The 21,341-nt window shown below is 63.2% G+C and carries 30 protein-coding genes; 2 read left to right on the forward strand and 28 right to left on the reverse strand.

What is annotated here, in order from left to right:
- Positions 1–39: 39 nt before the first annotated feature.
- The 26 genes from rplO to rpsL all read right to left on the reverse strand — a co-directional run bounded on the left by rplO (position 40) and on the right by rpsL (position 16,278).
- Complete coding sequence (gene rplO / locus L284_RS32190; RefSeq protein WP_021233426.1) at positions 40–519, reverse strand: 50S ribosomal protein L15; 480 nt, start codon at positions 517–519, stop codon at positions 40–42.
- 110 nt (positions 520–629) lie between these two features.
- Positions 630–1,964, reverse strand: a complete 1,335-nt coding sequence (locus L284_RS32195; RefSeq protein WP_152524632.1) for a hypothetical protein — start codon at positions 1,962–1,964, stop codon at positions 630–632.
- 195 nt (positions 1,965–2,159) lie between these two features.
- Complete coding sequence (gene rpmD / locus L284_RS32200; protein WP_021233428.1) at positions 2,160–2,336, reverse strand: 50S ribosomal protein L30; 177 nt, start codon at positions 2,334–2,336, stop codon at positions 2,160–2,162.
- A gap of 5 nt (positions 2,337–2,341) precedes the next feature.
- Positions 2,342–3,055, reverse strand: a complete 714-nt coding sequence (gene rpsE, locus L284_RS32205; protein ID WP_021233429.1) for a 30S ribosomal protein S5 — start codon at positions 3,053–3,055, stop codon at positions 2,342–2,344.
- A 2-nt stretch (positions 3,056–3,057) separates the two neighbouring features.
- Positions 3,058–3,396, reverse strand: a complete 339-nt coding sequence (rplR, locus tag L284_RS32210) for a 50S ribosomal protein L18 (protein ID WP_021233430.1) — start codon at positions 3,394–3,396, stop codon at positions 3,058–3,060.
- Positions 3,396–3,929 carry a 50S ribosomal protein L6 gene (gene rplF / locus L284_RS32215; protein ID WP_021233431.1) on the reverse strand — a complete coding sequence of 178 codons (534 nt, stop codon included), beginning with the start codon at positions 3,927–3,929 and terminating at the stop codon, positions 3,396–3,398. Before rplF ends, rplR begins: the two co-directional genes overlap by 1 nt.
- Complete coding sequence (gene rpsH, locus L284_RS32220; protein WP_021233432.1) at positions 3,929–4,324, reverse strand: 30S ribosomal protein S8; 396 nt, start codon at positions 4,322–4,324, stop codon at positions 3,929–3,931. Before rpsH ends, rplF begins: the two co-directional genes overlap by 1 nt.
- A 12-nt stretch (positions 4,325–4,336) precedes the next feature.
- A complete protein-coding gene (gene rpsN, locus L284_RS32225) occupies positions 4,337–4,642 on the reverse strand; it encodes a 30S ribosomal protein S14 (protein WP_021233433.1) in 306 nt (101 codons plus the stop codon).
- Between the two features lie 26 nt (positions 4,643–4,668).
- The gene (rplE, locus tag L284_RS32230) at positions 4,669–5,250 is read right to left on the reverse strand and encodes a 50S ribosomal protein L5 (RefSeq protein ID WP_021233434.1); all 582 of its coding nucleotides are present in this window, start codon (positions 5,248–5,250) and stop codon (positions 4,669–4,671) included.
- Complete coding sequence (gene rplX / locus L284_RS32235; protein ID WP_021233435.1) at positions 5,243–5,560, reverse strand: 50S ribosomal protein L24; 318 nt, start codon at positions 5,558–5,560, stop codon at positions 5,243–5,245. The genes rplE and rplX overlap by 8 nt, the downstream gene beginning before the upstream one ends.
- Positions 5,560–5,928, reverse strand: a complete 369-nt coding sequence (rplN, locus tag L284_RS32240; RefSeq protein ID WP_021233436.1) for a 50S ribosomal protein L14 — start codon at positions 5,926–5,928, stop codon at positions 5,560–5,562. Before rplN ends, rplX begins: the two co-directional genes overlap by 1 nt.
- A gap of 203 nt (positions 5,929–6,131) precedes the next feature.
- Positions 6,132–6,401, reverse strand: a complete 270-nt coding sequence (gene rpsQ / locus L284_RS32245; RefSeq protein WP_021233437.1) for a 30S ribosomal protein S17 — start codon at positions 6,399–6,401, stop codon at positions 6,132–6,134.
- Between the two features lie 12 nt (positions 6,402–6,413).
- Complete coding sequence (rpmC, locus tag L284_RS32250) at positions 6,414–6,614, reverse strand: 50S ribosomal protein L29 (protein WP_021233438.1); 201 nt, start codon at positions 6,612–6,614, stop codon at positions 6,414–6,416.
- Positions 6,615–6,626: 12 nt separating this feature from the next.
- On the reverse strand, positions 6,627–7,061 hold the full coding sequence (rplP, locus tag L284_RS32255; RefSeq protein WP_021233439.1) for a 50S ribosomal protein L16: 435 nt from the start codon (positions 7,059–7,061) through the stop codon (positions 6,627–6,629).
- A gap of 5 nt (positions 7,062–7,066) precedes the next feature.
- The gene (gene rpsC, locus L284_RS32260) at positions 7,067–7,777 is read right to left on the reverse strand and encodes a 30S ribosomal protein S3 (RefSeq protein WP_021233440.1); all 711 of its coding nucleotides are present in this window, start codon (positions 7,775–7,777) and stop codon (positions 7,067–7,069) included.
- 3 nt (positions 7,778–7,780) lie between these two features.
- The gene (rplV, locus tag L284_RS32265) at positions 7,781–8,158 is read right to left on the reverse strand and encodes a 50S ribosomal protein L22 (RefSeq protein ID WP_021233441.1); all 378 of its coding nucleotides are present in this window, start codon (positions 8,156–8,158) and stop codon (positions 7,781–7,783) included.
- Positions 8,158–8,436 carry a 30S ribosomal protein S19 gene (rpsS, locus tag L284_RS32270; RefSeq protein ID WP_021233442.1) on the reverse strand — a complete coding sequence of 93 codons (279 nt, stop codon included), beginning with the start codon at positions 8,434–8,436 and terminating at the stop codon, positions 8,158–8,160. The genes rplV and rpsS overlap by 1 nt, the downstream gene beginning before the upstream one ends.
- Before the next feature lie 6 nt (positions 8,437–8,442).
- Positions 8,443–9,279, reverse strand: coding sequence for a 50S ribosomal protein L2 (rplB, locus tag L284_RS32275; protein ID WP_021233443.1), 837 nt, complete (start codon positions 9,277–9,279; stop codon positions 8,443–8,445).
- A 6-nt stretch (positions 9,280–9,285) separates the two neighbouring features.
- Complete coding sequence (locus tag L284_RS32280) at positions 9,286–9,597, reverse strand: 50S ribosomal protein L23 (RefSeq protein WP_021233444.1); 312 nt, start codon at positions 9,595–9,597, stop codon at positions 9,286–9,288.
- On the reverse strand, positions 9,590–10,216 hold the full coding sequence (gene rplD, locus L284_RS32285) for a 50S ribosomal protein L4 (protein WP_021233445.1): 627 nt from the start codon (positions 10,214–10,216) through the stop codon (positions 9,590–9,592). Before rplD ends, L284_RS32280 begins: the two co-directional genes overlap by 8 nt.
- Before the next feature lie 2 nt (positions 10,217–10,218).
- Positions 10,219–10,974 carry a 50S ribosomal protein L3 gene (gene rplC / locus L284_RS32290; RefSeq protein WP_021233446.1) on the reverse strand — a complete coding sequence of 252 codons (756 nt, stop codon included), beginning with the start codon at positions 10,972–10,974 and terminating at the stop codon, positions 10,219–10,221.
- A gap of 344 nt (positions 10,975–11,318) precedes the next feature.
- Entirely contained in the window at positions 11,319–11,630 is a 312-nt protein-coding gene (rpsJ, locus tag L284_RS32295) for a 30S ribosomal protein S10 (protein WP_007011873.1), read from the reverse strand.
- A 218-nt stretch (positions 11,631–11,848) separates the two neighbouring features.
- Positions 11,849–13,039, reverse strand: a complete 1,191-nt coding sequence (gene tuf / locus L284_RS32300; protein WP_021233447.1) for an elongation factor Tu — start codon at positions 13,037–13,039, stop codon at positions 11,849–11,851.
- Between the two features lie 90 nt (positions 13,040–13,129).
- Entirely contained in the window at positions 13,130–15,214 is a 2,085-nt protein-coding gene (fusA, locus tag L284_RS32305; protein WP_021233448.1) for an elongation factor G, read from the reverse strand.
- Positions 15,215–15,343: 129 nt separating this feature from the next.
- Entirely contained in the window at positions 15,344–15,814 is a 471-nt protein-coding gene (gene rpsG / locus L284_RS32310) for a 30S ribosomal protein S7 (RefSeq protein WP_021233449.1), read from the reverse strand.
- 92 nt (positions 15,815–15,906) lie between these two features.
- Complete coding sequence (rpsL, locus tag L284_RS32315; RefSeq protein WP_007682177.1) at positions 15,907–16,278, reverse strand: 30S ribosomal protein S12; 372 nt, start codon at positions 16,276–16,278, stop codon at positions 15,907–15,909.
- A 1,320-nt stretch (positions 16,279–17,598) separates the two neighbouring features.
- Between rpsL and L284_RS32320 the strand changes: the two genes are divergently transcribed.
- Both L284_RS32320 and L284_RS32325 read left to right on the forward strand, forming a co-directional pair.
- The gene (locus L284_RS32320) at positions 17,599–18,084 is read left to right on the forward strand and encodes a hypothetical protein (RefSeq protein ID WP_152524633.1); all 486 of its coding nucleotides are present in this window, start codon (positions 17,599–17,601) and stop codon (positions 18,082–18,084) included.
- 460 nt (positions 18,085–18,544) lie between these two features.
- A complete protein-coding gene (locus L284_RS32325) occupies positions 18,545–19,189 on the forward strand; it encodes a hypothetical protein (RefSeq protein ID WP_021233451.1) in 645 nt (214 codons plus the stop codon).
- A gap of 7 nt (positions 19,190–19,196) precedes the next feature.
- Here the strand turns inward: L284_RS32325 and L284_RS32330 are convergent, their stop codons facing one another.
- Both L284_RS32330 and L284_RS32335 read right to left on the reverse strand, forming a co-directional pair.
- Positions 19,197–20,429, reverse strand: a complete 1,233-nt coding sequence (locus L284_RS32330) for an outer membrane beta-barrel protein (protein ID WP_021233452.1) — start codon at positions 20,427–20,429, stop codon at positions 19,197–19,199.
- A gap of 4 nt (positions 20,430–20,433) precedes the next feature.
- On the reverse strand, positions 20,434–21,039 hold the full coding sequence (locus L284_RS32335; RefSeq protein WP_021233453.1) for a polysaccharide biosynthesis/export family protein: 606 nt from the start codon (positions 21,037–21,039) through the stop codon (positions 20,434–20,436).
- Positions 21,040–21,341: the final 302 nt, after the last annotated feature.

A 21,341-nucleotide genomic window follows, 5' to 3' on the forward strand; every position in this document is an offset into this window, starting at 1 on the left:
GCCCGCCCTCCCCTATGAGCATATCGCGATCGCGATGCCTCAGGCCTCGGCGGCTTCCTTGGCAGGAAGGATAACCGAACCGCCGGCCTTCTCGACAGCGGCCACGGCGCTCTTCGAAGCACCGGCAACGTTAAACTCGACCTTTTCGGTCAGTTCGCCCTTGGCGAGGAGGCGCACGCCGTCCTTGCCGCCGCGGGCCAGGCCAGCGGCCTGGAGGACCGCATGATCGACCACGCCCGAGATGTCGAGCTTGCCGGATTCGATCGCCTTCTGGATCATGCCCAGGTTCACTTCCGCGTAATCCTTGGCGAACTTCTTGTTCGAGAAGCCGCGCTTCGGCAGGCGCATGTGAAGCGGCATCTGGCCGCCTTCGAAGCCGTTGATCGAAACGCCCGAGCGTGCCTTGGCACCCTTCTGGCCGCGGCCAGCGGTCTTGCCCTTGCCCGAGCCGATGCCACGTCCGACGCGGATACGACGGTGACGGGCGCCGGCATTATCGCGGATATCATTCAGTTTCATAGTCTGCACTCGCTTTCGCTTTGATCGCGCTAAATGGGAAGGCGGGGCCATAGGCGAAGCGGAGGACGTTGTCACGCCCTAACTCGTCCCTTGCAATCGCCGAGGGCTCGTCAGCTTCCGCGCAGACGGATGACCAGCTTCGCATCGCCCCGGACGGCGCGCCCTTCGGCGTCGCGCGCCGGCTTCCATTGCAGCACGTCCTTACCCAAAGCACAGATGTCCGCGTCGAACTGAGTCGATACCGTTTTCGGCTCGAAACTGCAGGCCGTGATTTGGCCTTTGGCGTTCAGCGTGAACTTCAACTCGTGGCGCGTCATTGCGTCCTTGTTGAAAATCTTGCCATACGTTTCCCCTAGCTGCGCCAGTTCGCGATTGAATTCCGCTTTGTTGCCGTCAGGCAGCACGGGATCCTCAGCCAGCGCGGCGTAATCGTTTTCCGGGACCAGCGCTTTCATCTTCTGCACCATCGCAAGCCAGCCTTGCGCCCGCGCGATCTGCATCGGCGAATCGCGGTCGACCAGCGCCTGACATTGCGCTCCCGAAGGGCTCGCCTGTTGTGACAGGAGGAAACGCGCAGCGGCTTCACGGCGATAGGCAATGGCCCAGGCAAGCGGGGTCATACCGAACAGATCGGGAGAATCGATCGTCGTCGGCCCGTCCAAGGCATCGCCGGTCGCTTCGGCCGCCGGAGTACCGAGAAGCAGCTTGCGAAGGACGGCGACATTCCCTCTCCGCGCAGCATCCGCCAAAGTCGGATTTTCCGGCAACGGCCCGAGATCCGCGTAGCCGTAGATCCGGCCGCTCCTTTTCGGAGCATCCTTGGATTGCGACTTAGATTGCGCGCTGTCCTTGAGCTTTTTCGTATCGGCCGCGTCATTGTCGTCGCCCTGCTTCGAGGCAGGCCGCGCGCGGCAGACATCCCTATACGGATAGGCCGGATCGGCAATCAGCGTCTCGTTGAATGTCCGCGCAAAATCCCCCAGCACGTCCTCTGCCCCTTCACCGGCAGCCTCCGTGCCGGTCGGGCTCGGAGAAGGCGCCGGGGCCGGCGTCGGAATGGCATCATCGCCGAAATAGGTCACGACGCGCGCCATTCGCGGCGACAGACCGCCGCGGAGCACGCATTCCGCACCGAACTCCAGGGTGTCGATCCCGTCGAGCGTTACCGCCGCCACGAGCCGGAAATCGCCGGAAGCAGCAGCCTTCTTCGCCTCCGCCACGGCATCCGCCTGTCCGCTTGCCAAGAGCGCCTTCAGCGTCTTGTCGGCCTCGCGATTACGCTCAAGCGTTGCCGGATCAGCGAGCGGGTCGTTGCAGACCGGCTCTGCAGCTGGGCTCTCCTGGACATAGGTTTCGCCGTTGTCGCTCGGTTCGCTGCCGTCGCACGCGGAGACGGCGAGAGCGGCCAGGCACATGGATGAGGCCGCGATGGTCCTGCGAAGCAATGTATCCCCCGGGGAAAACCAAATCGAGCCGCGCTTAGCACAGCTTGTATCCGAAAGTGGAGCAGCAGACGCATCAACGCACAGATTTTGCGCTGTCCCGATGGTGCACGCTTCTCCCGCGACGTGCCATCAATGAAAAAGGCCCCGGCGTTTCCGCCAGGGCCCTTCCCGTTTATCGTGCCTGAAGCAGCTCGATCAGTCGATTACCGCAACCATGTGCGGCAGCTTCGCGATCGCACCACGGACTTCCGGGGTATCTTCGCGCTCGACGACCTTGTGCATCTTGCCAAGGCCAAGACCGATGAGGATCTTCTTCTGGCTTTCGGGGCGACGGATCGGCGAACCGATCTGCTTGATCTTGATCTTCGCCATGAGACTTACTCCGCGATGGCTTCGGCAGCGGCTTCAGCCTCTGCCTCGCTGGCGCCACCGCGACCAAGCAGGTCTGCGACCTTCTTGCCACGACGCTGAGCAACCGACTTCGGCGAAGTCTGGTTGACGAGCGCGTCGAAGGTAGCGCGAATCATGTTGTACGGGTTCGAGGTGCCGACCGACTTGGTCACCACGTCGTGAACACCCAGGCTCTCGAACACGGCGCGCATCGGGCCGCCGGCGATGATGCCGGTACCGGCCGGAGCCGAACGGACGTTCACCTTGCCGGCGCCGAAGTGGCCTTTGCCGTCGTGGTGAAGCGTACGGCCTTCCTTGAGCGCCACGCGGACCATCTTCTTCTTTGCGGAAGCGGTGGCCTTGGTGATCGCCTCGGGAACTTCGCGTGCCTTGGCATGGCCGAAGCCGACGCGGCCCTTGCCGTCGCCAACGACGACGAGAGCTGCGAAGCCGAAGCGCTTACCGCCCTTGACGGTCTTCGAGACGCGGTTGATGTGGACGAGCTTCTCGATGAGCTCCTCGCCCTGTTCTTCCTCGTTGTTGCCACGACCGCGACGGTCATCGCGACGGCCACGGCCGCCACGCTCACCGCGTTCGCCACGGCCGCGACCACGGCCACGACCTTCACGAGTGTCCTGCGCGTCGCCACCCTGCGGGTGCTCGGCCGCGATCGGCGCTTCGTTGATGTTTTCGTCAGCCATGATCAGAACTCCAGCCCGCCTTCACGGGCGGCTTCGGCCAGCGCCTTGACGCGGCCATGGAAGAGGAAACCGCCACGATCGAACACGACCGAAGTGATGCCCGCCTTCTTGGCGGCCTCGGCGAGTTCCTTACCAACGCGCACTGCGGCATCGGTATCGGTGCCCTTGGCGCCAAGCGTGTTGGCGGCAGCCACGGTGTGACCCTGCGCATCGTCGATGATCTGCGCATAGATGTGACGGCCGGTGCGGTGCACCGACAGACGGGGACGACCACCCGAACGGGCCTTGAGGGCCGTGCGGACGCGCCGGCGACGGCGCTCGAAAAGGGAAAGCTTGGCCATTACTTCTTCTTCCCTTCCTTGCGGAAGATGAATTCGCCGCGGTACTTGATACCCTTGCCCTTGTAGGGTTCGGGCTTGCGCCAGCGACGGATCTCGGCCGCGAGCTGGCCGACCTTCTGCTTGTCGATACCCGAGATTTCGACCGTGGTGTTATCCGGGGTCTTGATCTCGATGCCTTCCGGCACGGCGATGTCCACGTCATGCGAGTAGCCGAGCTGGAGCTTCAGGTTCTTGCCCTGAGCCGTCGCGCGGTAACCGACGCCCTTGATTTCGAGGACCTTCGAGAAGCCGTTGGTCACGCCTTCAACCAGGTTCGAAACGAGAGTGCGCTGCATGCCCCAGTGGCTACGGGCAGCCTTGGTCTGGTTCGCGGGCTGAACGGCGATCGAACCTTCCTCGACCGAGTAGGTCACGAGGTCCGACAGACCCAGCGTCAGAGTGCCCTTGGGACCCTTCACGCTGAGCACGCCGTTATCGATGGCGGCAGTGACCCCGCCAGGGATCACGACCGGCTTCTTGCCGATGCGGCTCATTAGAACACCTCCGCCAGCACTTCGCCGCCGACGTTCTGCGAGCGGGCTTCGGCATCCGAGAGCACGCCGCGGGGCGTCGAGACGATGGTGATGCCGAGACCGTTGCGAACCACGGGGAGTTCCTTGGAACCCGAGTAGACGCGGCGGCCAGGCTTGGAGACGCGAGCGATGTGCTTGATGGCGGGTTCGCCTTCAAAGTACTTCAGCTCGATGCGAAGCTGCGGGTGCGCGCCGGTCGCGTCATCGCTGAAGCCACGGATGTAGCCTTCGCGCTGAAGCACTTCGAGCACGCGAGCACGAAGCTTGGAAGCGGGCGAAAGGACGGTGTCCTTCTTGGCCTGCTGTCCGTTACGGATGCGGGTGAGCATATCACCCAGGGGATCGGTCAATGCCATTGCTTCTAACCCTTACCAGCTCGACTTGGTCACGCCGGGGATCATGCCCTTGTTGGCAAGATCACGCAGCTCGACGCGGCACAGGCCGAACTTGCGGTAGTAACCGCGCGGACGGCCGGTCGTGGCGCAGCGGTTGCGAACCCGGGTCGGGTTGCCGTTGCGCGGGATCTCGGCCAGCTTCAGGCGAGCAATGAGACGCTCGGTTTCGTCGAGCGATTCATCGTCAGCGACCGCCTTGAGGCGCTCGTACTTGCCTGCATACTTCTTCACGAGCTTCTTGCGACGCTCGTTCTTGTTCACGGAACTCAGTTTCGCCATGGACTTAAGCTCTCTTCCTCAGCGGCTCACGCCGCTTCCTTCTGTTCCGACTCTTCAGCCGGGAACGGGAAACCGAACAGACGAAGCAGTTCGCGTGCTTCCTCGTCGGTCTTCGCAGTGGTGGTGACGATGATGTCCATGCCACGCACCTTCTCGATCTTGTCGTAGCTGATCTCCGGGAAGATGATCTGCTCCTTGAGACCCATCGCGTAGTTGCCGCGACCGTCGAACGACTTGGGGTTCAGGCCACGGAAGTCGCGGATGCGGGGCATTGCGATGGTCACGAGACGATCGAGGAACTCGTACATGCGCTCGCGGCGGAGCGTCACCTTGCAGCCGATCGGCATGCCTTCACGCAGCTTGAACTGCGCGATCGACTTGCGGGCCTTGGTCACGACGGGCTTCTGGCCGGCGATGGCTTCCATCTCGGCAGCAGCGGTCTGGACCTTCTTCTTGTCCTGGCTCGCTTCGCCGACACCCATGTTGAGCGTGATCTTCTCGATCTTCGGCACTTCCATCACGTTCTTGTAACCGAACTTCTCGGTCATCGCCTTCGCGATTTCAGCGTCGTACTTCGAGCGCAGACGCGGAGTGTACTTCTCAGCCATCGATGGTCTCCCCGGACTTCACGGCCACGCGGACCTTCTTGCCGTCCTTGGTTTCGAAGCGAACGCGGGTCGGCTTGCCATCCTTGTCGGCAACGGCGATCTTGCTGATCGCCATCGGGGCCGGAACACGCTCAATGCCACCCTGCGGATTCTGCTGGGTCGGCTTGCGGTGCTTGGTAGCAACGTTCACGCCCTCGACCACGACCTTGGCGTCCTTCGGGAGAACCTGAAGCACGGTGCCGGTGCGGCCCTTGTCCTTGCCGGACAGGACGACGACGGAGTCACCCTTCTTGATCTTCGCGGCAGCCATTACAGCACCTCCGGAGCAAGCGAGATGATCTTCATGAAGCCTCTGCCGCGAAGCTCGCGCACGACGGGGCCAAAGATACGGGTGCCGATCGGCTCCTCGTTCTTGTTGATGAGCACCGCCGCGTTGCTGTCGAAGCGGATGACGCTGCCGTCGGTACGACGGACGTCCTTGCGAGTACGCACGATCACCGCACGGTGAACGTCGCCCTTCTTGACGCGAGCGCGGGGCTGCGCCTCCTTCACCGACACCACGATGATGTCGCCGACGCCTGCGAAACGACGCTTGGAGCCGCCCAGTACCTTGATGCACTGAACGCGCTTTGCGCCGCTGTTGTCCGCGACGTCGAGATTGGATTGCATCTGGATCATCGATCCGAGTCCTTCTCAACTGGCTTGCCGGAACAAGTCCGGCAGTTCCTAAAAAGACAGGCCCACGAGGGGCCCGAGTCGCCCCGACGGGCGAAGTGCGCGCATTTGACGCATTCACCCGTCCAGGTCAACACTCTTGTCTGGCCCTGAGGCCGAGGCAGATCGAACCGGCCATGTCGCCAAGGACATGGCCGGTCCAAATCTTATACCTCGGCTTCGAGCGCCGTACCCTTGCTCGCCTGAAGACGGTCAAGAACCTTCCAGGTCTTGGTCTTCGAGAAGGGCTTCGTCTCCTCGATCCGGACGCGCTCGCCGGTCTTGAAGGCGTTGTCTTCGTCGTGAGCGTGATACTTCTTCGAGCGGCGGATGATCTTCCCGTAAAGGGGGTGCTTCACCTTGCGCTCGACCAGCACAGTCACGGTCTTGTCGGTCTTGTCGGAAACGACGGTCCCGATCAGAATACGCTTGGGCATCGTGTTTCCTCCTTAGGCCTGCGCCGCACGCTCGGCCTGGAGCGTCTTGATGCGGGCGATGTCACGACGCACCTGCTTGATGCGCGCGGGCGCTTCAAGCTGGCTGGTCGCGGCCTGGAACCGCAGGTTGAACTGCTCGCGCTTCAGCTCGACGAGGTCAGCGGTGAGCTGGTCGTCGGTCTTGGCGCGAAGGTCTTCGATCTTGTTAGCCATGATTCGACTTCCTTACTCGCCGCCAAGGTGCGAGGTGTCGCCGAGGCGAGCCACGACCTTGGTCTTGATCGGCAGCTTCATCGCAGCGCGGCTGAAAGCCTCGGCTGCGAGGGGGCCAGCGACGCCGTCCAGTTCGAACAGGATGCGGCCCGGCTTGACGCGGGCAGCCCAGTATTCGACCGAACCCTTGCCCTTACCCTGACGGACTTCTGCAGGCTTCTTCGAAACCGGCACGTCGGGGAAAACGCGGATCCAGAGACGGCCCTGGCGCTTGATGTGACGCGTGATCGCGCGGCGAGCCGCTTCGATCTGGCGGGCGGTGATCCGCTCCGGCTCGAGGGCCTTGAGGCCGTACGAGCCGAAGTTCAGGTCGGTGCCACCCTTGGCATCACCCTTGATCCGGCCCTTGAAGGCCTTGCGGAACTTGGTCTTCTTCGGTTGCAGCATGACTCTTAGTTCCTGCGGTCATCGCGTGCCGGACGCACGCCGGAGGTCTGCGCCTCCATCATCAGGCGGTCCTGCGCCATCGGGTCGTGGCCAAGGATTTCGCCCTTGAAGATCCAGACCTTGATGCCGATGATGCCATAGGCGGTCAGCGCCTCGGCTTCGGCATAGTCGATGTTGGCACGCAGGGTGTGAAGCGGCACGCGGCCTTCGCGGTACCATTCGGTACGCGCGATTTCCGCACCACCAAGGCGACCACCGCAGGTGATCTTGATGCCTTCGGCGCCGAGACGAAGAGCCGACTGAACGGCGCGCTTCATCGCACGGCGGAACGCCACACGGCGGATCAACTGATCGGCGATGCCCTGGGCGACGAGCTTGGAGTCGATTTCCGGCTTGCGGATTTCGACAATGTTCAGCTTCACTTCGCTCGAGGTCATCTTCGCAAGCTGCTTGCGCAGCTTCTCGATGTCCGCGCCCTTCTTGCCGATGATGACACCGGGGCGGGCAGCGTAGATCGAGATGCGGCACAGCTTGGCCGGACGCTCAATGACCACCTTGGAGACCGCAGCCTGGGGCACCGTCTCCATGATGAACTTGCGGATCTTGAGGTCTTCCTCAAGCAGCTTGCCGTAGTCCCGGCCTTCCGCGAACCAGCGGCTGTCCCAGGTACGGTTGATCTGCAGACGCAGACCGATCGGATTGCTCTTGTGACCCATGGCTCAGGCCTCCTCGACTTCGCGAACGACGATCCGCAGGCGCGAGAACGGCTTGAGGATCCGGGTGGACTTGCCGCGACCGCGAGCGTGGAAACGCTTCATGGTGATCGACTTGCCGACCGACGCCTCGGCGACGACGAGCGCGTCGACGTCGAGGTTGTGGTTGTTTTCCGCATTCGCGATCGCCGATGCGAGGATCTTGCGGGCGTCCTGGGCCATCGCCTTCTTGGAGAAGGCCAGGATGTTCATCGCGTCCTCGGCACGGCGGCCACGGATGAGGGCGGCGACGAGGTTGAGCTTCTGGGCGGAACCACGGATGGTGGTTCCGACCGCAAGAGCTTCCTTCTCGCCTACGCGGCGGGGTGCTGCCTGCTTGCTCATTAGCGCTTGCCCTTCTTGTCGGCAGCGTGGCCGGGGAAGGTGCGCGTGGGCGCGAATTCACCGAGCTTGTGGCCGACCATGTCCTCGTTGACCGAGACAGGGATGAACTTGTGTCCGTTGTAGACCTGGAAGGTCAGGCCAACGAACTGCGGAAGGATGGTGGAGCGACGCGACCAGGTCTTGATCGGAGAAGCCTTTGCACCGGCATCCTGCGCGACCTCGGCCTTCTTGAGAAGGTACAGGTCGACGAAGGGGCCTTTCCAGACGGAACGTGCCATCGTGTCTTACCTCTTCTTCTTGGCGTGGCGCGAACGGATGATCATCTTGTCCGTCTGCTTGTTGTTGCGAGTGCGAGCGCCCTTGGTCGGCTTGCCCCACGGAGTGACCGGGTGACGGCCGCCCGAGGTACGGCCTTCACCACCACCGTGCGGGTGGTCGACCGGGTTCTTGGCAACACCGCGGGTCAGCGGGCGACGGCCCAGCCAACGGCCGCGACCGGCCTTGGCGAGGGTCTGGTTGGCGTTGTCGGGATTCGACACGGCCCCAACGGTGCCCATGCAGTCGCCGCGCAGGTAGCGCTGCTCGCCCGAGTTCAGACGAACGATGACCATGCCGCGGTCACGACCGACGACCTGCACGTAGGTGCCTGCCGAACGGGCGATCTGACCACCCTTGCCGGGCTTCATCTCGACGTTGTGGCAGATCGTGCCGACCGGCATCTGCGACAGAAGCATGGCGTTGCCGGGCTTCACGTCAGTCTTCTCACCGGCGACGACGACATCGCCCACGGCGAGGCGCTGCGGCGCGATGATGTAGGTCAGTTCACCATCCGTGTACTTCACGAGTGCGATGAAAGCGGTGCGGTTGGGATCGTATTCGATACGCTCCACGGTCGCTTCCATGTCCCACTTACGACGCTTGAAGTCGATGAAGCGGTACTTCTGCTTGTGGCCGCCAGCGATGCCGCGCGAGGTCACGTGACCCTTGTTGTTGCGGCCGCCGGTCTTGCTCTTGCCTTCGGTCAGCGCCTTGAGGGGCTTGCCCTTCCAGAGCGACGACTTGTCGACGAGGACCAGGCCGCGACGGGCGGGGCTGGTCGGGTTGTAAGTCTTGAGTGCCATCGGAAATTAACCCCGCGCGCCTTCGGTGATGTCAATCGACTGACCTTCGGCCAGCGTGACGATCGCCTTCTTCACGTCGCTGCGGCGGTAAGCCTTACCGCGCCAGCGCTTGGTCTTGCCCTTGATGACCAGCGTGTTCACGCCGGTGACCTTGACGTCGAACAGAGCCTCGACGGCGGCCTTGATCTCGGGCTTGGTCGCCTTGTCAGCAACCTTGAAGACGACCGCGTTCTGCTCGGAAAGCAGGGTCGACTTCTCGGTGATGTGGGGCGAGAGGATCACGTCGAAGTGACGGATATCCACGTTGCTCTTAGCCATTGAAACGCGCCTCCAGCTTTTCGACAGCGGCGCGCGTCAGCACCAGCGTATCGTGCTTCAGGATGTCGTAGACGTTCGCGCCGACAGCCGGGAGCACGTTCACGCCGACGATGTTGCGGGCAGCCAGGGCGAAGCCCTCGTTGACCTGCTCACCGTCCATGACGAGAACCTTCTTGCCGAAGTTCGCCTTGGCGAGCTGGCCGGCGAGCGCCTTGGTCTTGGCGTCGGAAACGTCGAGCGAGTCGACGATCACGAGACCGTTCTGAGCCTTGGCCGAAAGGGCCATCTTCAGACCGAGTGCACGGATCTTCTTGTTCAGCGAAATGTTGAACTCGCGGCGACGGGCACCGTGAGCCTTACCACCGCCGATGAAGACCGGAGCTGCACGGTCGCCGTGACGCGCCGTACCGCCGCCCTTCTGGCGACCGAACTTCTTGCCTGTGCGGGCAACGTCCGAACGCTCGCGGGTCGCGCGGGCGATGCCGCGACGGTTTTCGAGCTGCCAGGTAACGACGCGGTGCAGGATGTCCGCGCGCGGCTCGAGGCCGAACACGTCGTCCGAAAGCTCGATATCGGCGTTGGCGGCCGAACCGTCGATGTTGAGGACCTGAACCTTCATGATTAGCCCTCCTGGCCTTCGGTCGCTTCGGGAGCCGCGGCTTCGGCCGGGGTCACGGCAGCGGCCGTATCATTGGTGTTGGCAACCGACTTGATGCCGGCGGGGTACGGAGCCTCGGCGTGACGGTTGACCTTGACGGCGTCCGACACGGTGAGCCAGGCGTTCTTCGAACCGGGGACCGAGCCCTTGACGAAGATCAGGCCACGCTCGTCGTCCACGCGGACGACTTCGAGGTTCTGCTGGGTGCGCTGACGGTCGCCCATGTGGCCGGCCATCTTCTTGTTCTTGAACACCTTGCCCGGATCCTGACGGTTACCCGTCGAACCGTGCGCACGGTGCGAGATCGAAACACCGTGGGTGGCGCGCATACCGCCGAAGCCCCAGCGCTTCATGGCGCCCTGGAAGCCCTTGCCCTGGGTGTGGCCGCCTACATCGACCAGCTGGCCGGGCACGAAGTGCGAGGCTGCGATCGTGGCGCCGACTTCCAGAAGGGCGTCGTCGGCGACGCGGAATTCCGCGACGCGCATCTTCAGGGGAACCTGAGCCTTGGCGAAATGTTCGCGCTGCGGCTTGGCAACGTTCTTCTGCTTTGCTTCGCCCGCACCGAGCTGAACCGCGACGTAGCCGTCACGATCAGCAGTACGAACCGAAACCACCTGACAGTCTTCAAGTGCCAGGACAGTGACGGGCACATGGCGACCGTCCTCCTGGAACAGGCGGGTCATCCCGACTTTCTTGGCGATCACGCCTGTACGCATGACCTTTCTCCTTACAGAGGCGTACGCAGGACCATCCCTCGCACGCGTGTCCAACCCTGCTATGATACGAACCCCGTCCGGGTCAGGTGTTCCCTGCAAGCCCATCATGGACCGCGGAAACGAGACGGGGGACGCATTCCCGACACCTTCCCGAAGGAAGGCAGCGGAGGTATCCCTTGTGTCCCCGAACCTTTTGTCCGGGGCGCTGTCTCTGCAGGCTGTGGCCCGCAAAGCCGGCCATGGGCCGACAAGGTAATTTGGATCCGAGGATCCGAATTTCACCGATCGTTTAAAGTCCGATCAAAAGACTGTCGGGGCCGCCGAAGGCAGCCTCGCAAACCGGCTTAGGCCAGCTTGATCTCGACATTCACGCCGGCAGCCAGGTCGAGCTTCATCAGAGCGTCGACGGTAGCTGCGTTCGGCTGCACGATGTCAAGCAGGCGCTTGTAGGTGCGGACTTCGAACTGCTCACGCGACTTCTTGTCGATGTGCGGACCACGGTTGACCGTGAACTTCTCGATCTTCGTCGGCAGGGGAATGGGCCCACGAATCAGAGCGCCGGTGCGACGGGCCGTGTCAGCGATTTCACCAGTGGCCTGGTCGAGCACGCGATGGTCAAACGCCTTCAGGCGGATACGGATGTTCTGAGCTTCCATTACCTACTACCGATGAGAAAGAGCCAAAGGACGTAAAGTCCCGTCAAATTCGAACCGCGCCCCTACACGGGGACGCCGAGTCGATCAAGCCCTAGTTTGCGGGAATCTGCAGGGCGCCGACAAAGTGTCTTTTGCCCCTACCCTTCCGGACACGAAAAGCCCGGGCTTCCTTTCGGAAGCCCGGGCCAATCACTTAGCCGTAGCTGTAGATCGACGAATTACTTCGTGATCGTGGCAACGACGCCCGAACCGACGGTGCGGCCGCCTTCGCGGATTGCGAAGCGGAGACCTTCGTCCATGGCGATCGGAGCGATCAGCTTCACCGACAGCGAAACGTTGTCGCCGGGCATGACCATCTCGGTGCCCTCGGGCAGGATCACTTCGCCGGTCACGTCGGTGGTGCGGAAGTAGAACTGCGGACGGTAGTTGGCGAAGAACGGCGTGTGACGGCCGCCTTCGTCCTTCGACAGAACGTAGACTTCAGCCGAGAACTCGGTGTGCGGGGTCACGGTGCCCGGCTTGGCGAGAACCTGGCCACGCTCAACGTCGTCACGCTTCAGGCCGCGCACCAGTGCGCCGATGTTGTCGCCGGCTTCACCCTGGTCGAGCAGCTTGCGGAACATTTCGACGCCGGTGACCGTGGTCTTCTGCGTGTCGCGGATACCGACGACTTCGACTTCTTCACCAACCTTGACGATGCCGGTTTCGACGCGGCCGGTGACGACCGTACCACGACCCGAGATCGAGAACACGTCTTCGACGGGCATCAGGAATGCCTTGTCGGTGGGACGCGGGGGCTGCGGGATGAATTCGTCGACGGCCTTCATCAGCTCGAGGATCGAGTTCTTGCCGATCTCGTCGTCACGGCCTTCGAGAGCGGCCAGGGCCGAACCCTTGACGACGGGGATGTTGTCGCCGTCGAAGTCGTACGACGAGAGCAGTTCACGAACTTCGAGTTCAACGAGCTCCAGGAGCTCGGCGTCATCGACCTGGTCGACCTTGTTCATGTACACGACGAGCTGCGGCACGCCGACCTGGCGAGCAAGCAGGATGTGCTCGCGGGTCTGCGGCATCGGGCCGTCAGCGGCGTTCACGACCAGGATCGCGCCGTCCATCTGGGCAGCACCGGTGATCATGTTCTTCACGTAGTCGGCGTGACCCGGGCAATCGACGTGCGCGTAGTGACGGGCGTCGGTCTCGTACTCGACGTGAGCGGTCGAGATGGTGATGCCGCGCTCGCGCTCTTCCGGAGCCTTGTCGATGTTGGCGAAATCAACGGCTTCACCGCCGAACACTTCCGACATGACCTTGGTGATGGCAGCCGTCAGGGTCGTCTTGCCGTGGTCGACGTGACCGATGGTGCCGATGTTGCAGTGCGGCTTGTTCCGCTCGAATTTTGCCTTCGCCATTGTTCAAACCTTCTTTTCGCTTGAAATCGAATCTGCGGGAATGGACGGCGCCCGCTGAAACAGGCGCCGCCCGTAGTCTTATCTTGCCTGTTAGGCAAGCTTCTCCTTGACTTCAGCCGCGACGTTGGCCGGGACTTCGTCGTAATGGGAGAAGAACATCGAGTAGTTTGCACGGCCCTGGGTGAACGAGCGGAGCTGGTTCACGTAACCGAACATGTTGGCCAGCGGGACCATGGATTCCACGACCTGGGCGTTGCCGCGGCTGTCGGTACCCTGGATCTGCCCACGACGGCTGTTCATGTCGCCGATGACGTCGCCGAGGTATTCCTCGGGGGTGACGACTTCGACCTTCATGATCGGCTCGAGCAGCTTGATGCCGGCCTTCTGGGCGACTTCACGCATAGCACCGCGACCGGCGATTTCGAAGGCCAGGGCAGACGAGTCGACGTCGTGGTAGGCACCGTCGTAGAGGACGATGTCGAAGTCGATGATCGGGAAGCCGACCAGCGAACCCGAGGCAGCGGTTTCGCGCATGCCCTTTTCGATCGCGGGGATATATTCCTTCGGAATGTTACCGCCCTTGATCTCGTCCTTGAAGGTGATGCCCGCACCGCGCTCGCCCGGCGTGACCTTGATCTTCACGCGGCCGAACTGACCGGTACCGCCCGACTGCTTCTTGTGGGTGTAGTCCACATCGACAGCCTTGGCGAGGTATTCGCGATAGGCGACCTGCGGAGCGCCGACGTTGGCTTCGACCTTGAACTCGCGACGCATGCGGTCGACGATGATGTCCAGGTGAAGTTCGCCCATGCCCTTGATGATCGTCTGGCCCGACTCGTGGTCGGTAGAGACGCGGAACGAGGGATCCTCGGCCGAGAGACGGTTGAGCGCGACGCCCATCTTCTCCTGGTCGGCCTTGGTCTTCGGTTCCACCGAGAGTTCGATGACCGGCTCGGGGAATTCCATGCGTTCGAGAACGATCGGCGCCTTTTCCGCGCAGAGCGTGTCGCCCGTGGTGGTTTCCTTCATGCCGGCAAGAGCAACGATGTCGCCCGCGAAGGCTTCTTCGATGTCCTTACGGTCGTTGGCGTGCATTTCGAGAATGCGGCCGACCTTTTCCTTCTTGCCCTTCACCGAGTTCAGGTACGAGCCCTTCGAGAGCGTACCCGAGTAGATGCGGATGAAGGTGAGCGAGCCCACGAAGGGATCGTTCATGACCTTGAAGGCGAGCGCCGAGAACGGTGCGGTGTCTTCCGGCGGACGGCTGTCGGCCTCGTCGCTGTCGACCTTGACGCCCTGGACGTCTTCGATGTCGAGCGGCGAAGGCAGGTAGTCGACGACGGCGTCGAGCAGGGGCTGAACGCCCTTGTTCTTGAACGCCGAACCGCAGACGACCGGCACGAATGCGTGGCCCAGCGTGCCCTTGCGGATCAGCTTCTTGAGCGTGGCGACGTCCGGCTCATTGCCTTCCAGGTAGGCTTCCATCGCTTCGTCGTCCTGCTCGACGGCAAGTTCGATGAGCTTGGTGCGGTACTCGGCGGCTTCGTCAGCCAGTTCGGCCGGGATTTCTTCGTAGAAGAATTCGGCGCCGAGCGATTCGTCCTTCCAGACGATCGCGCGGTTGTGAACCAGGTCGACCAGGCCCTTCAGGTCGGCTTCGAGGCCGATCGGCATGTAAAGCACGGCAGGCGTCGCGCCGAGGCGGTCGATGATCGACTGCACGCAGTACTTGAAGTTCGCACCGGTGCGGTCGAGCTTGTTGATGAAGCACATGCGTGGAACGCCGTACTTGTCGGCCTGACGCCATACGGTTTCGGACTGCGGTTCGACGCCGGCAACGCCGTCGAAGCAGGCGACCGCACCGTCGAGCACGCGCAGCGAGCGTTCGACTTCGATGGTGAAGTCGACGTGCCCGGGGGTGTCGATGATGTTGATGCGGTATTCCTGGCCCTCGGAGGTCCAGAAGCAGGTCGTCGCAGCCGAGGTGATGGTGATGCCGCGTTCCTGCTCCTGCTCCATCCAGTCCATGGTCGCAGCGCCGTCGTGGACTTCGCCGATCTTGTAGGACTTGCCGGTGTAGTAGAGGATACGCTCGGTAGTGGTGGTCTTACCAGCGTCGATGTGCGCCATGATACCGATGTTGCGGTACATGTTCAGCGGATGGCTGCGTGCCATGGTGAGAATCCTTAGCAGGAGTGTTTCGGGAGCAAGGCGGCCTTCAGATAAGACCTCGCCCCCTGAATTAAAAGTGTGACGCCCGGATGACCGCCAACGAAGGGGTCGATCCGGGCGACACCACGCACATTACCAGCGGTAGTGCGAGAAGGCGCGGTTCGCGTCCGCCATGCGGTGCGTGTCTTCGCGCTTCTTCACGGCATTGCCGCGGTTGTTGGCAGCATCGAGCAGCTCGCCCGAGAGACGCGCCGACATGGTGGTCTCGGGACGGTTGCGGGCAGCCGTGATCAGCCAGCGGATGGCGAGAGCCTGGGCGCGCTCCGGACGGACTTCGACCGGGACCTGGTAGGTCGCACCGCCGACGCGGCGGCTGCGGACTTCGATCTGCGGCTTCACGTTGTTCAGGGCATCGTGGAACAGCTGGACCGGGTCGGTCTTGGCGCGGGTTTCCATGGTTTCCATGGCGCCATAGACGATCGATTCGGCGACCGACTTCTTACCATCGAGCATGAGGTTGTTCATGAACTTCGACAGGACCTGATCACCGAACTTGGGATCGGGCAGGATTTCCCGCTTCTCGGGACGACGACGACGTGACATCGTTGATATTCCTTGTTCTTTCGGGCGGGAGCGTGCGCATCACCGGCCGGTAAATCTTGTACCGTGCGAGGCGGAAAGCCCCGCGGGCCGGCTTACTTCGGACGCTTGGCGCCGTACTTCGAGCGGCTCTGCTTGCGATCCTTGACGCCCTGGGTGTCGAGCACGCCGCGCAGGATGTGGTAGCGAACGCCGGGAAGGTCGCGGACGCGGCCGCCGCGGATGAGCACGACCGAGTGCTCCTGCAGGTTGTGGCCTTCACCCGGGATGTACGAGATGACTTCGCGGCTGTTGGTCAGGCGCACCTTGGCGACCTTGCGGAGAGCCGAGTTCGGCTTCTTCGGGGTCGTGGTGTAGACGCGGGTGCAAACACCGCGCTTCTGCGGGTTCTGCTCCATCGCAGGAACCTTCGACTTGGCCTTCTGCGGCTCGCGACCCTTGCGGATCAGCTGGTTGATAGTGGGCATCTATACTCTTCTTTCAAATGGGAGTGCGATGGATCCGGACCGGAGCGGCTTCCCGTCGAAACAGGCGGCACCGGCGCGAACCCTTCGCACCCCAAGGGGCTGTCCGACACCAAGCCCGGAGCATCTGAAAGGACGGAATATTTTCGAGAGATCACGCCGAAGCGCCCGAGTGCCCCTAACCTGCCTGCGCCCGACCGAAGCCGTGCCCGCTGGCGGTTCGCACCTGGCGACCGTCGAACGTGAGCCGAAAAACACTCCACCCGGCCGTTAGCACCGGATTACTTTGCCCTGCGCCTTCCCGTAGGAACACCCTTTTCGCGACTCGGCGAAAGAAGGCTTCGAACCGCCCTTCCCGCAGCCATGCTGCGGGGAAAGGCCCGGAAAAGCTGACAGGACAATGTTCAGCTCTATGTCGTTTCCTGCAAGAACACCCGCAGGAGATGCGCGCCCTTAGGAGATTTGGCGCGGCGGGTCAAGGAAATCGGGACGCGAGCATGGCCGACGCCCGATGCGGTCGGCTCGCGGAAATCGCTTGGAGCAGCCGGTCGCCTCCGCTGCGCCGACCTTGATGACAAACAGTTCGCGGAGAGATGCCAAGAGGTCATCCTTGCGGGAAAGCCGCCCGCATTCCCATGCTCGCGTATTTGCGTCCTCCCGGACTTGATCCGGAACCGCCAGGTACTCTTGAGGCGAGAGCTTGCGATGGGCCACTGCTGCCTTCAGGCTTCGAGCGGCCCTGCCAGCGGTCCCGGATCAAGTCCGGGACGGTGGCCGGATCGAACGGAAGCTAGGCGCTACTTCATGCCTAGGCGCCGCGCAGCCGCTCTTCCGGAGCCGGAATTGGCGACTTCAATCTGAAAGCGGCCTGACCAGACCCGCCCCCAGATGGGACGTTGGCATGAACTTCATGCACCGCCTTTGAGCATGTCTCGCAACCGCATTTTTGCGATTTATCCGCAAATTTGGTAGCGAAGTGAATTCGCGTTACCGCAAGGAAGCTGCTGTGTATTACATCTTGCTCTTGCTCACTTTCCTCGCAGCTTGGGTCCTATCGAGGTGGTGCGGCTCGATGGATCTATCAGCCCGGACGATTACTCGTACTGCAATTGGTCTATTTCCCACCGCCCTGATCGTTTTGCTTGCCTTGAAGTCGGCGATGGACGGCTATGATTTACAGGAACCTAAATTAATCTATCTGGCTGTTTGGAGCCTTCCCGTGACGCTTTCCTCAGCTTGCGGGGCTTGGCTTGCGACACGGAAACGTCACATTCCGAACTGAACGGGTGTTGCAGCAGCCGAGGCAGATTGCGTCGAGGTAAGATGCCTAACGGCGGCTCACCCACCGTTTTCGTCATAGAACGCGCACAGCAGCGCTCCCGGGACCGGAATGGTAAAATTGCACGATTTTACTCCGAAAGCTGCCTGACCGGATCCGCCCCATTGCCGTCGTTCGATTTGCGATTATCAAACAGCTTCATGTTCGAACGCTGGCTAGTTCCCGCTCTCGCTACCGTACTGAGCCTTTTGTTTTTTGTCGCTGCGCTCGCGTCGGTCGCTTATCTTGTTTTCAGCACCGCAACCCCTTGCGAACCGTATGGCTATTTCTACGGTCTCACGAAGGTGGGCCTAATCCCCATTTTCGGCTTGAGCGCGATCTTTATGGAAAAAATGAAGTTCGCGCCGAAGCTTCGAGTGTTCTTGATCGCGCTTGCTCTTCCCGCCTGCATGGTGATGCTCCACGGAGTGGCCAGAGATTGGCATGCGACCGCTGAGCAAAGCTGTCGCGAGCGGCGCAATGGCAGCTAGCCACCCGTTTCCGTCACAGGCGGCGCGCAGCCGCGCTGCCGAAACCGGAATGGCATGATTGCACGATTTTACTCCGAAAGCTGCCTGACCGCCCCCCCTATATGACGTAGAACGCTCGCAACCGAACGCCGGAAGCTGATAAGTGGTGCATCGAAAGTCTATGAAAGCCCGCGAATTGGCCCTTCCTGCAAACAATTTTCCTACAGCCACCCGCTCACGTTAAACCGGCCTGCCATTGGGAACACAGGTTCAACAGCGAGAGCGGGGTTGTCTTATGTCTTCCGGCAGAAAATCTTCAGGTCAGGGTTCCTCGAAACGTCGTCGCGGGAAGGCGGCTCGGCGGGAGCGGGGCGGGGCAGGTTCGGGGGTGTCGTCTCTCGATCGAGGCGGGGCGGATTGCCCCTGCCCCTCCGATACCGACTTCGTCGGCAGTCGCCCTCCCCGGGTCGGGGAGGAACGGGTGCGCTGCGCGTCCGTGCGGCCGGGGCGGCGGACATCGCGCGCGGCCTTCTTCGAGGATGCGATCGATCCCGAGGATCCGCTGCTCGGCTTCGCGGCCTATGTCCACAAGGCGCCGCGTGCCAACTCGATCACGCCGGAGCGGCAGCGCGCCTTCATCGCGGCGCTGGCGGCCTCGGGCATCGTCACCCAGGCGGCGCGGGCGATCGGGGCGTCGATGGAGGCGCTCTACAAGCTGCGCGCCCTGCCCGGCGCGGAAGGCTTTGCGCGGGCCTGGAACCTCGCGGTGGACCGGGGCATGATGCGGCTGGAGGACTGCGCGCTCGAACGGGCGATCCGGGGCGAGGAACGGCCGGTGGTCAGCGGGGGCGAAGTGGTCGCCACCTGGACGCGCCACGATACCCAGCTCATGCTGTTCCTGCTGCGCCAGCGCCTGCCCGAGCGCTATGGCGACCCCCATCGCAACAGCCGCCGCGACCCCCGTCCCGGCGATCCGCTCTACGAGCGGATCCGGGCCGAGATCGAGGCGTCGTATCCCTCGCTCGAAGATGTCCGGGCCTCGATCCAGGAGCGCATCGCCGGTCTGCGTGCCCAGGTCGAGGCGCGCAAGGCGGCGGAAGCGGCGCAAGTTGCCGCCGGGGAATGACGCCCGGTCAGAACCGCAGGCGGAACGAGGCGCCCAGCTTGAGGCGGTCGAATTCCTGCGAGGCGTCGTCGCTGTTGCGCTTGCCGAAGATGGCATAGCCGGCCACCGACATGTTGCGCGACACGACGTACTCGACTTCGCCCTGCACCGTCGGCGTCTGCTCCTTGACGCCGGTGCCGACATAGCGCGTGCGCCGGTAACCGGCGGCCACGGTCGCGAAGAGGTTGTGGCGGATCTCCTGCTGGACGGAGAGCTTGAGGGTCGTGTCGGTACGTCCCTGGGCGCCGCTGCGGAATGTCGCGACGTCGCCGTTGAAGGCGTCGAGCATGATCGCGGTGCGTTCTCTCGGGCGGTAGGTGAGGCTGCCGGAGACGGAGAGGCCGGTGCGGCCGGGTATGGTCTTCTCGTCCGGGCTGAAGCGGAAAACGCCCGCCGAGAGGTTGCCCTGGAGCACGCCGCCCGGTTCGAACTCCACGCCGAGGCGGCCGCCCCAGGTGGTGGTGTTCCGCTTCTCGCCGGTGGGGGTGAACTCCTGGCGGAAATCGCGCCGGGCGATGAAGGCGCTGGCCGTCACGGAGGTTATGCCGGTGACGCGCCAGCCCACGGTGGCGACGCCGTTCATGCCGTTGAAGTCGCGGTTGTCGTCGGCACGGGATACGGCGTCGAACTTGGTGAAGTTGCCTTGAAGATCGAACAATATGCGGCGCGCCATGTGGCGGAAGCGCAGGTCGGCGCCCAGGCTGTCGATCTCGCGCGGGCCGGAGTTGGGATCCTGCCGCGATTCCGGGCTGCCGCGCTCCTCGACGGTGCGGTTCCAGAAGGCGCGCCCGGTGAGCGAGGTGGTGGCGTAAGGCGACCAGCGCAGGGTGCCGTCGAGAGACCAGGCCTCGGTGTTCTCGGTCTTGAGATTGGCGAAGCGGCGGACGGTGGCGGCGGCGTGGGCCTGGCCGGTCAGCGTGCCCTGGCCGGTGCTCACCTGCAGTTCCGGCGTCAGTTCCAGATGGACGTCGTCGCGCGCGTTGCTGGGGGTGGCGTAGACGTTGGTGTCGTACTCCACCCGCGCTTCGCCGCCGAGACTGACGTTGAGCGAGCCGAGGCGCATGGGCAGTTCCCGGTACGCCTTGTCGTTGGGATAGACCGCCGAGGCGGTGGAACCGATGTCGCGCGCCTGGGCCAGTGCCTGCTGCGGCACCGCGAGCAGGAACGGAACCGGCGCGGCCAGTGCGATTGCCCCCCGCACGGCCTCAGAACCACCGCTCGTAGACGCGGATGCGGTCGCCCGGCAGGATGACGGCGAACTCGTCGGCGCTGGCGGTCACGTCCTTGCCGTTCACCACGCGGGTCACGGCGACTTTGCCGGTCTTGGCGCGATAGGTGTAGCCGCCCGCTGCCGAGATCGCCGCGAGCACGGTCATGCCCTGACGGTACTCGAACTGGCCGGGCTTGTTGACTTCGCCCACGACGTAGAACGGCCGCAGCTCCACCGGCCCGACGTTGACCACCGGATCGCCGGTCATGATCCCCTGCCGCAGCAGCGAGGCGGCGATGCCCTGCTCGATCTCGCGATAGGTCAGCCCGGCGACGTTCACCTGCTTGATATAGGGCAGCGAGATCGCCCCGCTGTCCTCCACGATATAGTCGCCGTTGGCGCTCTGCAGGTCCTGCACCACGATGTGGAGCTTGTCGCCCGCCCCCACCTTGTAGGCGCCGCCGGGCGTGGAGGCGAGCGCTGGCAACGATGCGGTGGGCGAGGAACATGCGCCCAGCATCGACGTGGAAACCAGCGTCAGCGCCAGGGGAACCGCCACCAGCGGGCGGAGCCGGAACAGGCTTGCGAGACCGTGAGACATATGGGTTTGCCCTCCCTCAAGAATTGAGCTGGCTCCACCTTCCACGCCGCTTTCGAGAGCGGTGCGGCTCCAGTGGAACCTTCGACGACAGGTTGACGCAAAGAGCGGCGGAATGCCTTGGTTATTAAGGGTTATCCGGGAAATACTCAGGCGAGCCCGGCTCATCCTCGTGGGAGCCGGCGCCCGGCCAGTTCCCGATAGGCGGCGGTCACCTGGCGGACGTGGTTCTCGCGCGAGAAGCGGCGGCGCGCCTCCACGCGGGCGCGGGCGCGGATCGCGTCCATTCGCTCCGGGTCCGCCAG

This window comes from Novosphingobium lindaniclasticum LE124 (assembly GCF_000445125.1).
In the GTDB taxonomy this organism is placed as follows: Bacteria; Pseudomonadota; Alphaproteobacteria; order Sphingomonadales; family Sphingomonadaceae; genus Novosphingobium; species Novosphingobium lindaniclasticum.

What these genes read in the sequence shown, in the direction of transcription:
- rplO (WP_021233426.1), bottom strand. Translation starts at nt 519, where the DNA reads ATGAAACTGAATGATATCCGCGATAATGCCGGCGCCCGTCACCGTCGT.
- rpmD (WP_021233428.1), bottom strand. Translation starts at nt 2,336, where the DNA reads ATGGCGAAGATCAAGATCAAGCAGATCGGTTCGCCGATCCGTCGCCCC.
- rpsE (WP_021233429.1), bottom strand. Translation starts at nt 3,055, where the DNA reads ATGGCTGACGAAAACATCAACGAAGCGCCGATCGCGGCCGAGCACCCG.
- rplR (WP_021233430.1), bottom strand. Translation starts at nt 3,396, where the DNA reads ATGGCCAAGCTTTCCCTTTTCGAGCGCCGTCGCCGGCGCGTCCGCACG.
- rplF (WP_021233431.1), bottom strand. Translation starts at nt 3,929, where the DNA reads ATGAGCCGCATCGGCAAGAAGCCGGTCGTGATCCCTGGCGGGGTCACT.
- rpsH (WP_021233432.1), bottom strand. Translation starts at nt 4,324, where the DNA reads ATGGCATTGACCGATCCCCTGGGTGATATGCTCACCCGCATCCGTAAC.
- rpsN (WP_021233433.1), bottom strand. Translation starts at nt 4,642, where the DNA reads ATGGCGAAACTGAGTTCCGTGAACAAGAACGAGCGTCGCAAGAAGCTC.
- rplE (WP_021233434.1), bottom strand. Translation starts at nt 5,250, where the DNA reads ATGGCTGAGAAGTACACTCCGCGTCTGCGCTCGAAGTACGACGCTGAA.
- rplX (WP_021233435.1), bottom strand. Translation starts at nt 5,560, where the DNA reads ATGGCTGCCGCGAAGATCAAGAAGGGTGACTCCGTCGTCGTCCTGTCC.
- rplN (WP_021233436.1), bottom strand. Translation starts at nt 5,928, where the DNA reads ATGATCCAGATGCAATCCAATCTCGACGTCGCGGACAACAGCGGCGCA.
- rpsQ (WP_021233437.1), bottom strand. Translation starts at nt 6,401, where the DNA reads ATGCCCAAGCGTATTCTGATCGGGACCGTCGTTTCCGACAAGACCGAC.
- rpmC (WP_021233438.1), bottom strand. Translation starts at nt 6,614, where the DNA reads ATGGCTAACAAGATCGAAGACCTTCGCGCCAAGACCGACGACCAGCTC.
- rplP (WP_021233439.1), bottom strand. Translation starts at nt 7,061, where the DNA reads ATGCTGCAACCGAAGAAGACCAAGTTCCGCAAGGCCTTCAAGGGCCGG.
- rpsC (WP_021233440.1), bottom strand. Translation starts at nt 7,777, where the DNA reads ATGGGTCACAAGAGCAATCCGATCGGTCTGCGTCTGCAGATCAACCGT.
- rplV (WP_021233441.1), bottom strand. Translation starts at nt 8,158, where the DNA reads ATGAGCAAGCAGGCAGCACCCCGCCGCGTAGGCGAGAAGGAAGCTCTT.
- rpsS (WP_021233442.1), bottom strand. Translation starts at nt 8,436, where the DNA reads ATGGCACGTTCCGTCTGGAAAGGCCCCTTCGTCGACCTGTACCTTCTC.
- rplB (WP_021233443.1), bottom strand. Translation starts at nt 9,279, where the DNA reads ATGGCACTCAAGACTTACAACCCGACCAGCCCCGCCCGTCGCGGCCTG.
- L284_RS32280 (WP_021233444.1), bottom strand. Translation starts at nt 9,597, where the DNA reads ATGGCTAAGAGCAACGTGGATATCCGTCACTTCGACGTGATCCTCTCG.
- rplD (WP_021233445.1), bottom strand. Translation starts at nt 10,216, where the DNA reads ATGAAGGTTCAGGTCCTCAACATCGACGGTTCGGCCGCCAACGCCGAT.
- rplC (WP_021233446.1), bottom strand. Translation starts at nt 10,974, where the DNA reads ATGCGTACAGGCGTGATCGCCAAGAAAGTCGGGATGACCCGCCTGTTC.
- rpsJ (WP_007011873.1), bottom strand. Translation starts at nt 11,630, where the DNA reads ATGGAAGCTCAGAACATCCGTATCCGCCTGAAGGCGTTTGACCATCGC.
- tuf (WP_021233447.1), bottom strand. Translation starts at nt 13,039, where the DNA reads ATGGCGAAGGCAAAATTCGAGCGGAACAAGCCGCACTGCAACATCGGC.
- fusA (WP_021233448.1), bottom strand. Translation starts at nt 15,214, where the DNA reads ATGGCACGCAGCCATCCGCTGAACATGTACCGCAACATCGGTATCATG.
- rpsG (WP_021233449.1), bottom strand. Translation starts at nt 15,814, where the DNA reads ATGTCACGTCGTCGTCGTCCCGAGAAGCGGGAAATCCTGCCCGATCCC.
- rpsL (WP_007682177.1), bottom strand. Translation starts at nt 16,278, where the DNA reads ATGCCCACTATCAACCAGCTGATCCGCAAGGGTCGCGAGCCGCAGAAG.
- L284_RS32320 (WP_152524633.1), top strand. Translation starts at nt 17,599, where the DNA reads ATGCCTAACGGCGGCTCACCCACCGTTTTCGTCATAGAACGCGCACAG.
- L284_RS32335 (WP_021233453.1), bottom strand. Translation starts at nt 21,039, where the DNA reads ATGTCTCACGGTCTCGCAAGCCTGTTCCGGCTCCGCCCGCTGGTGGCG.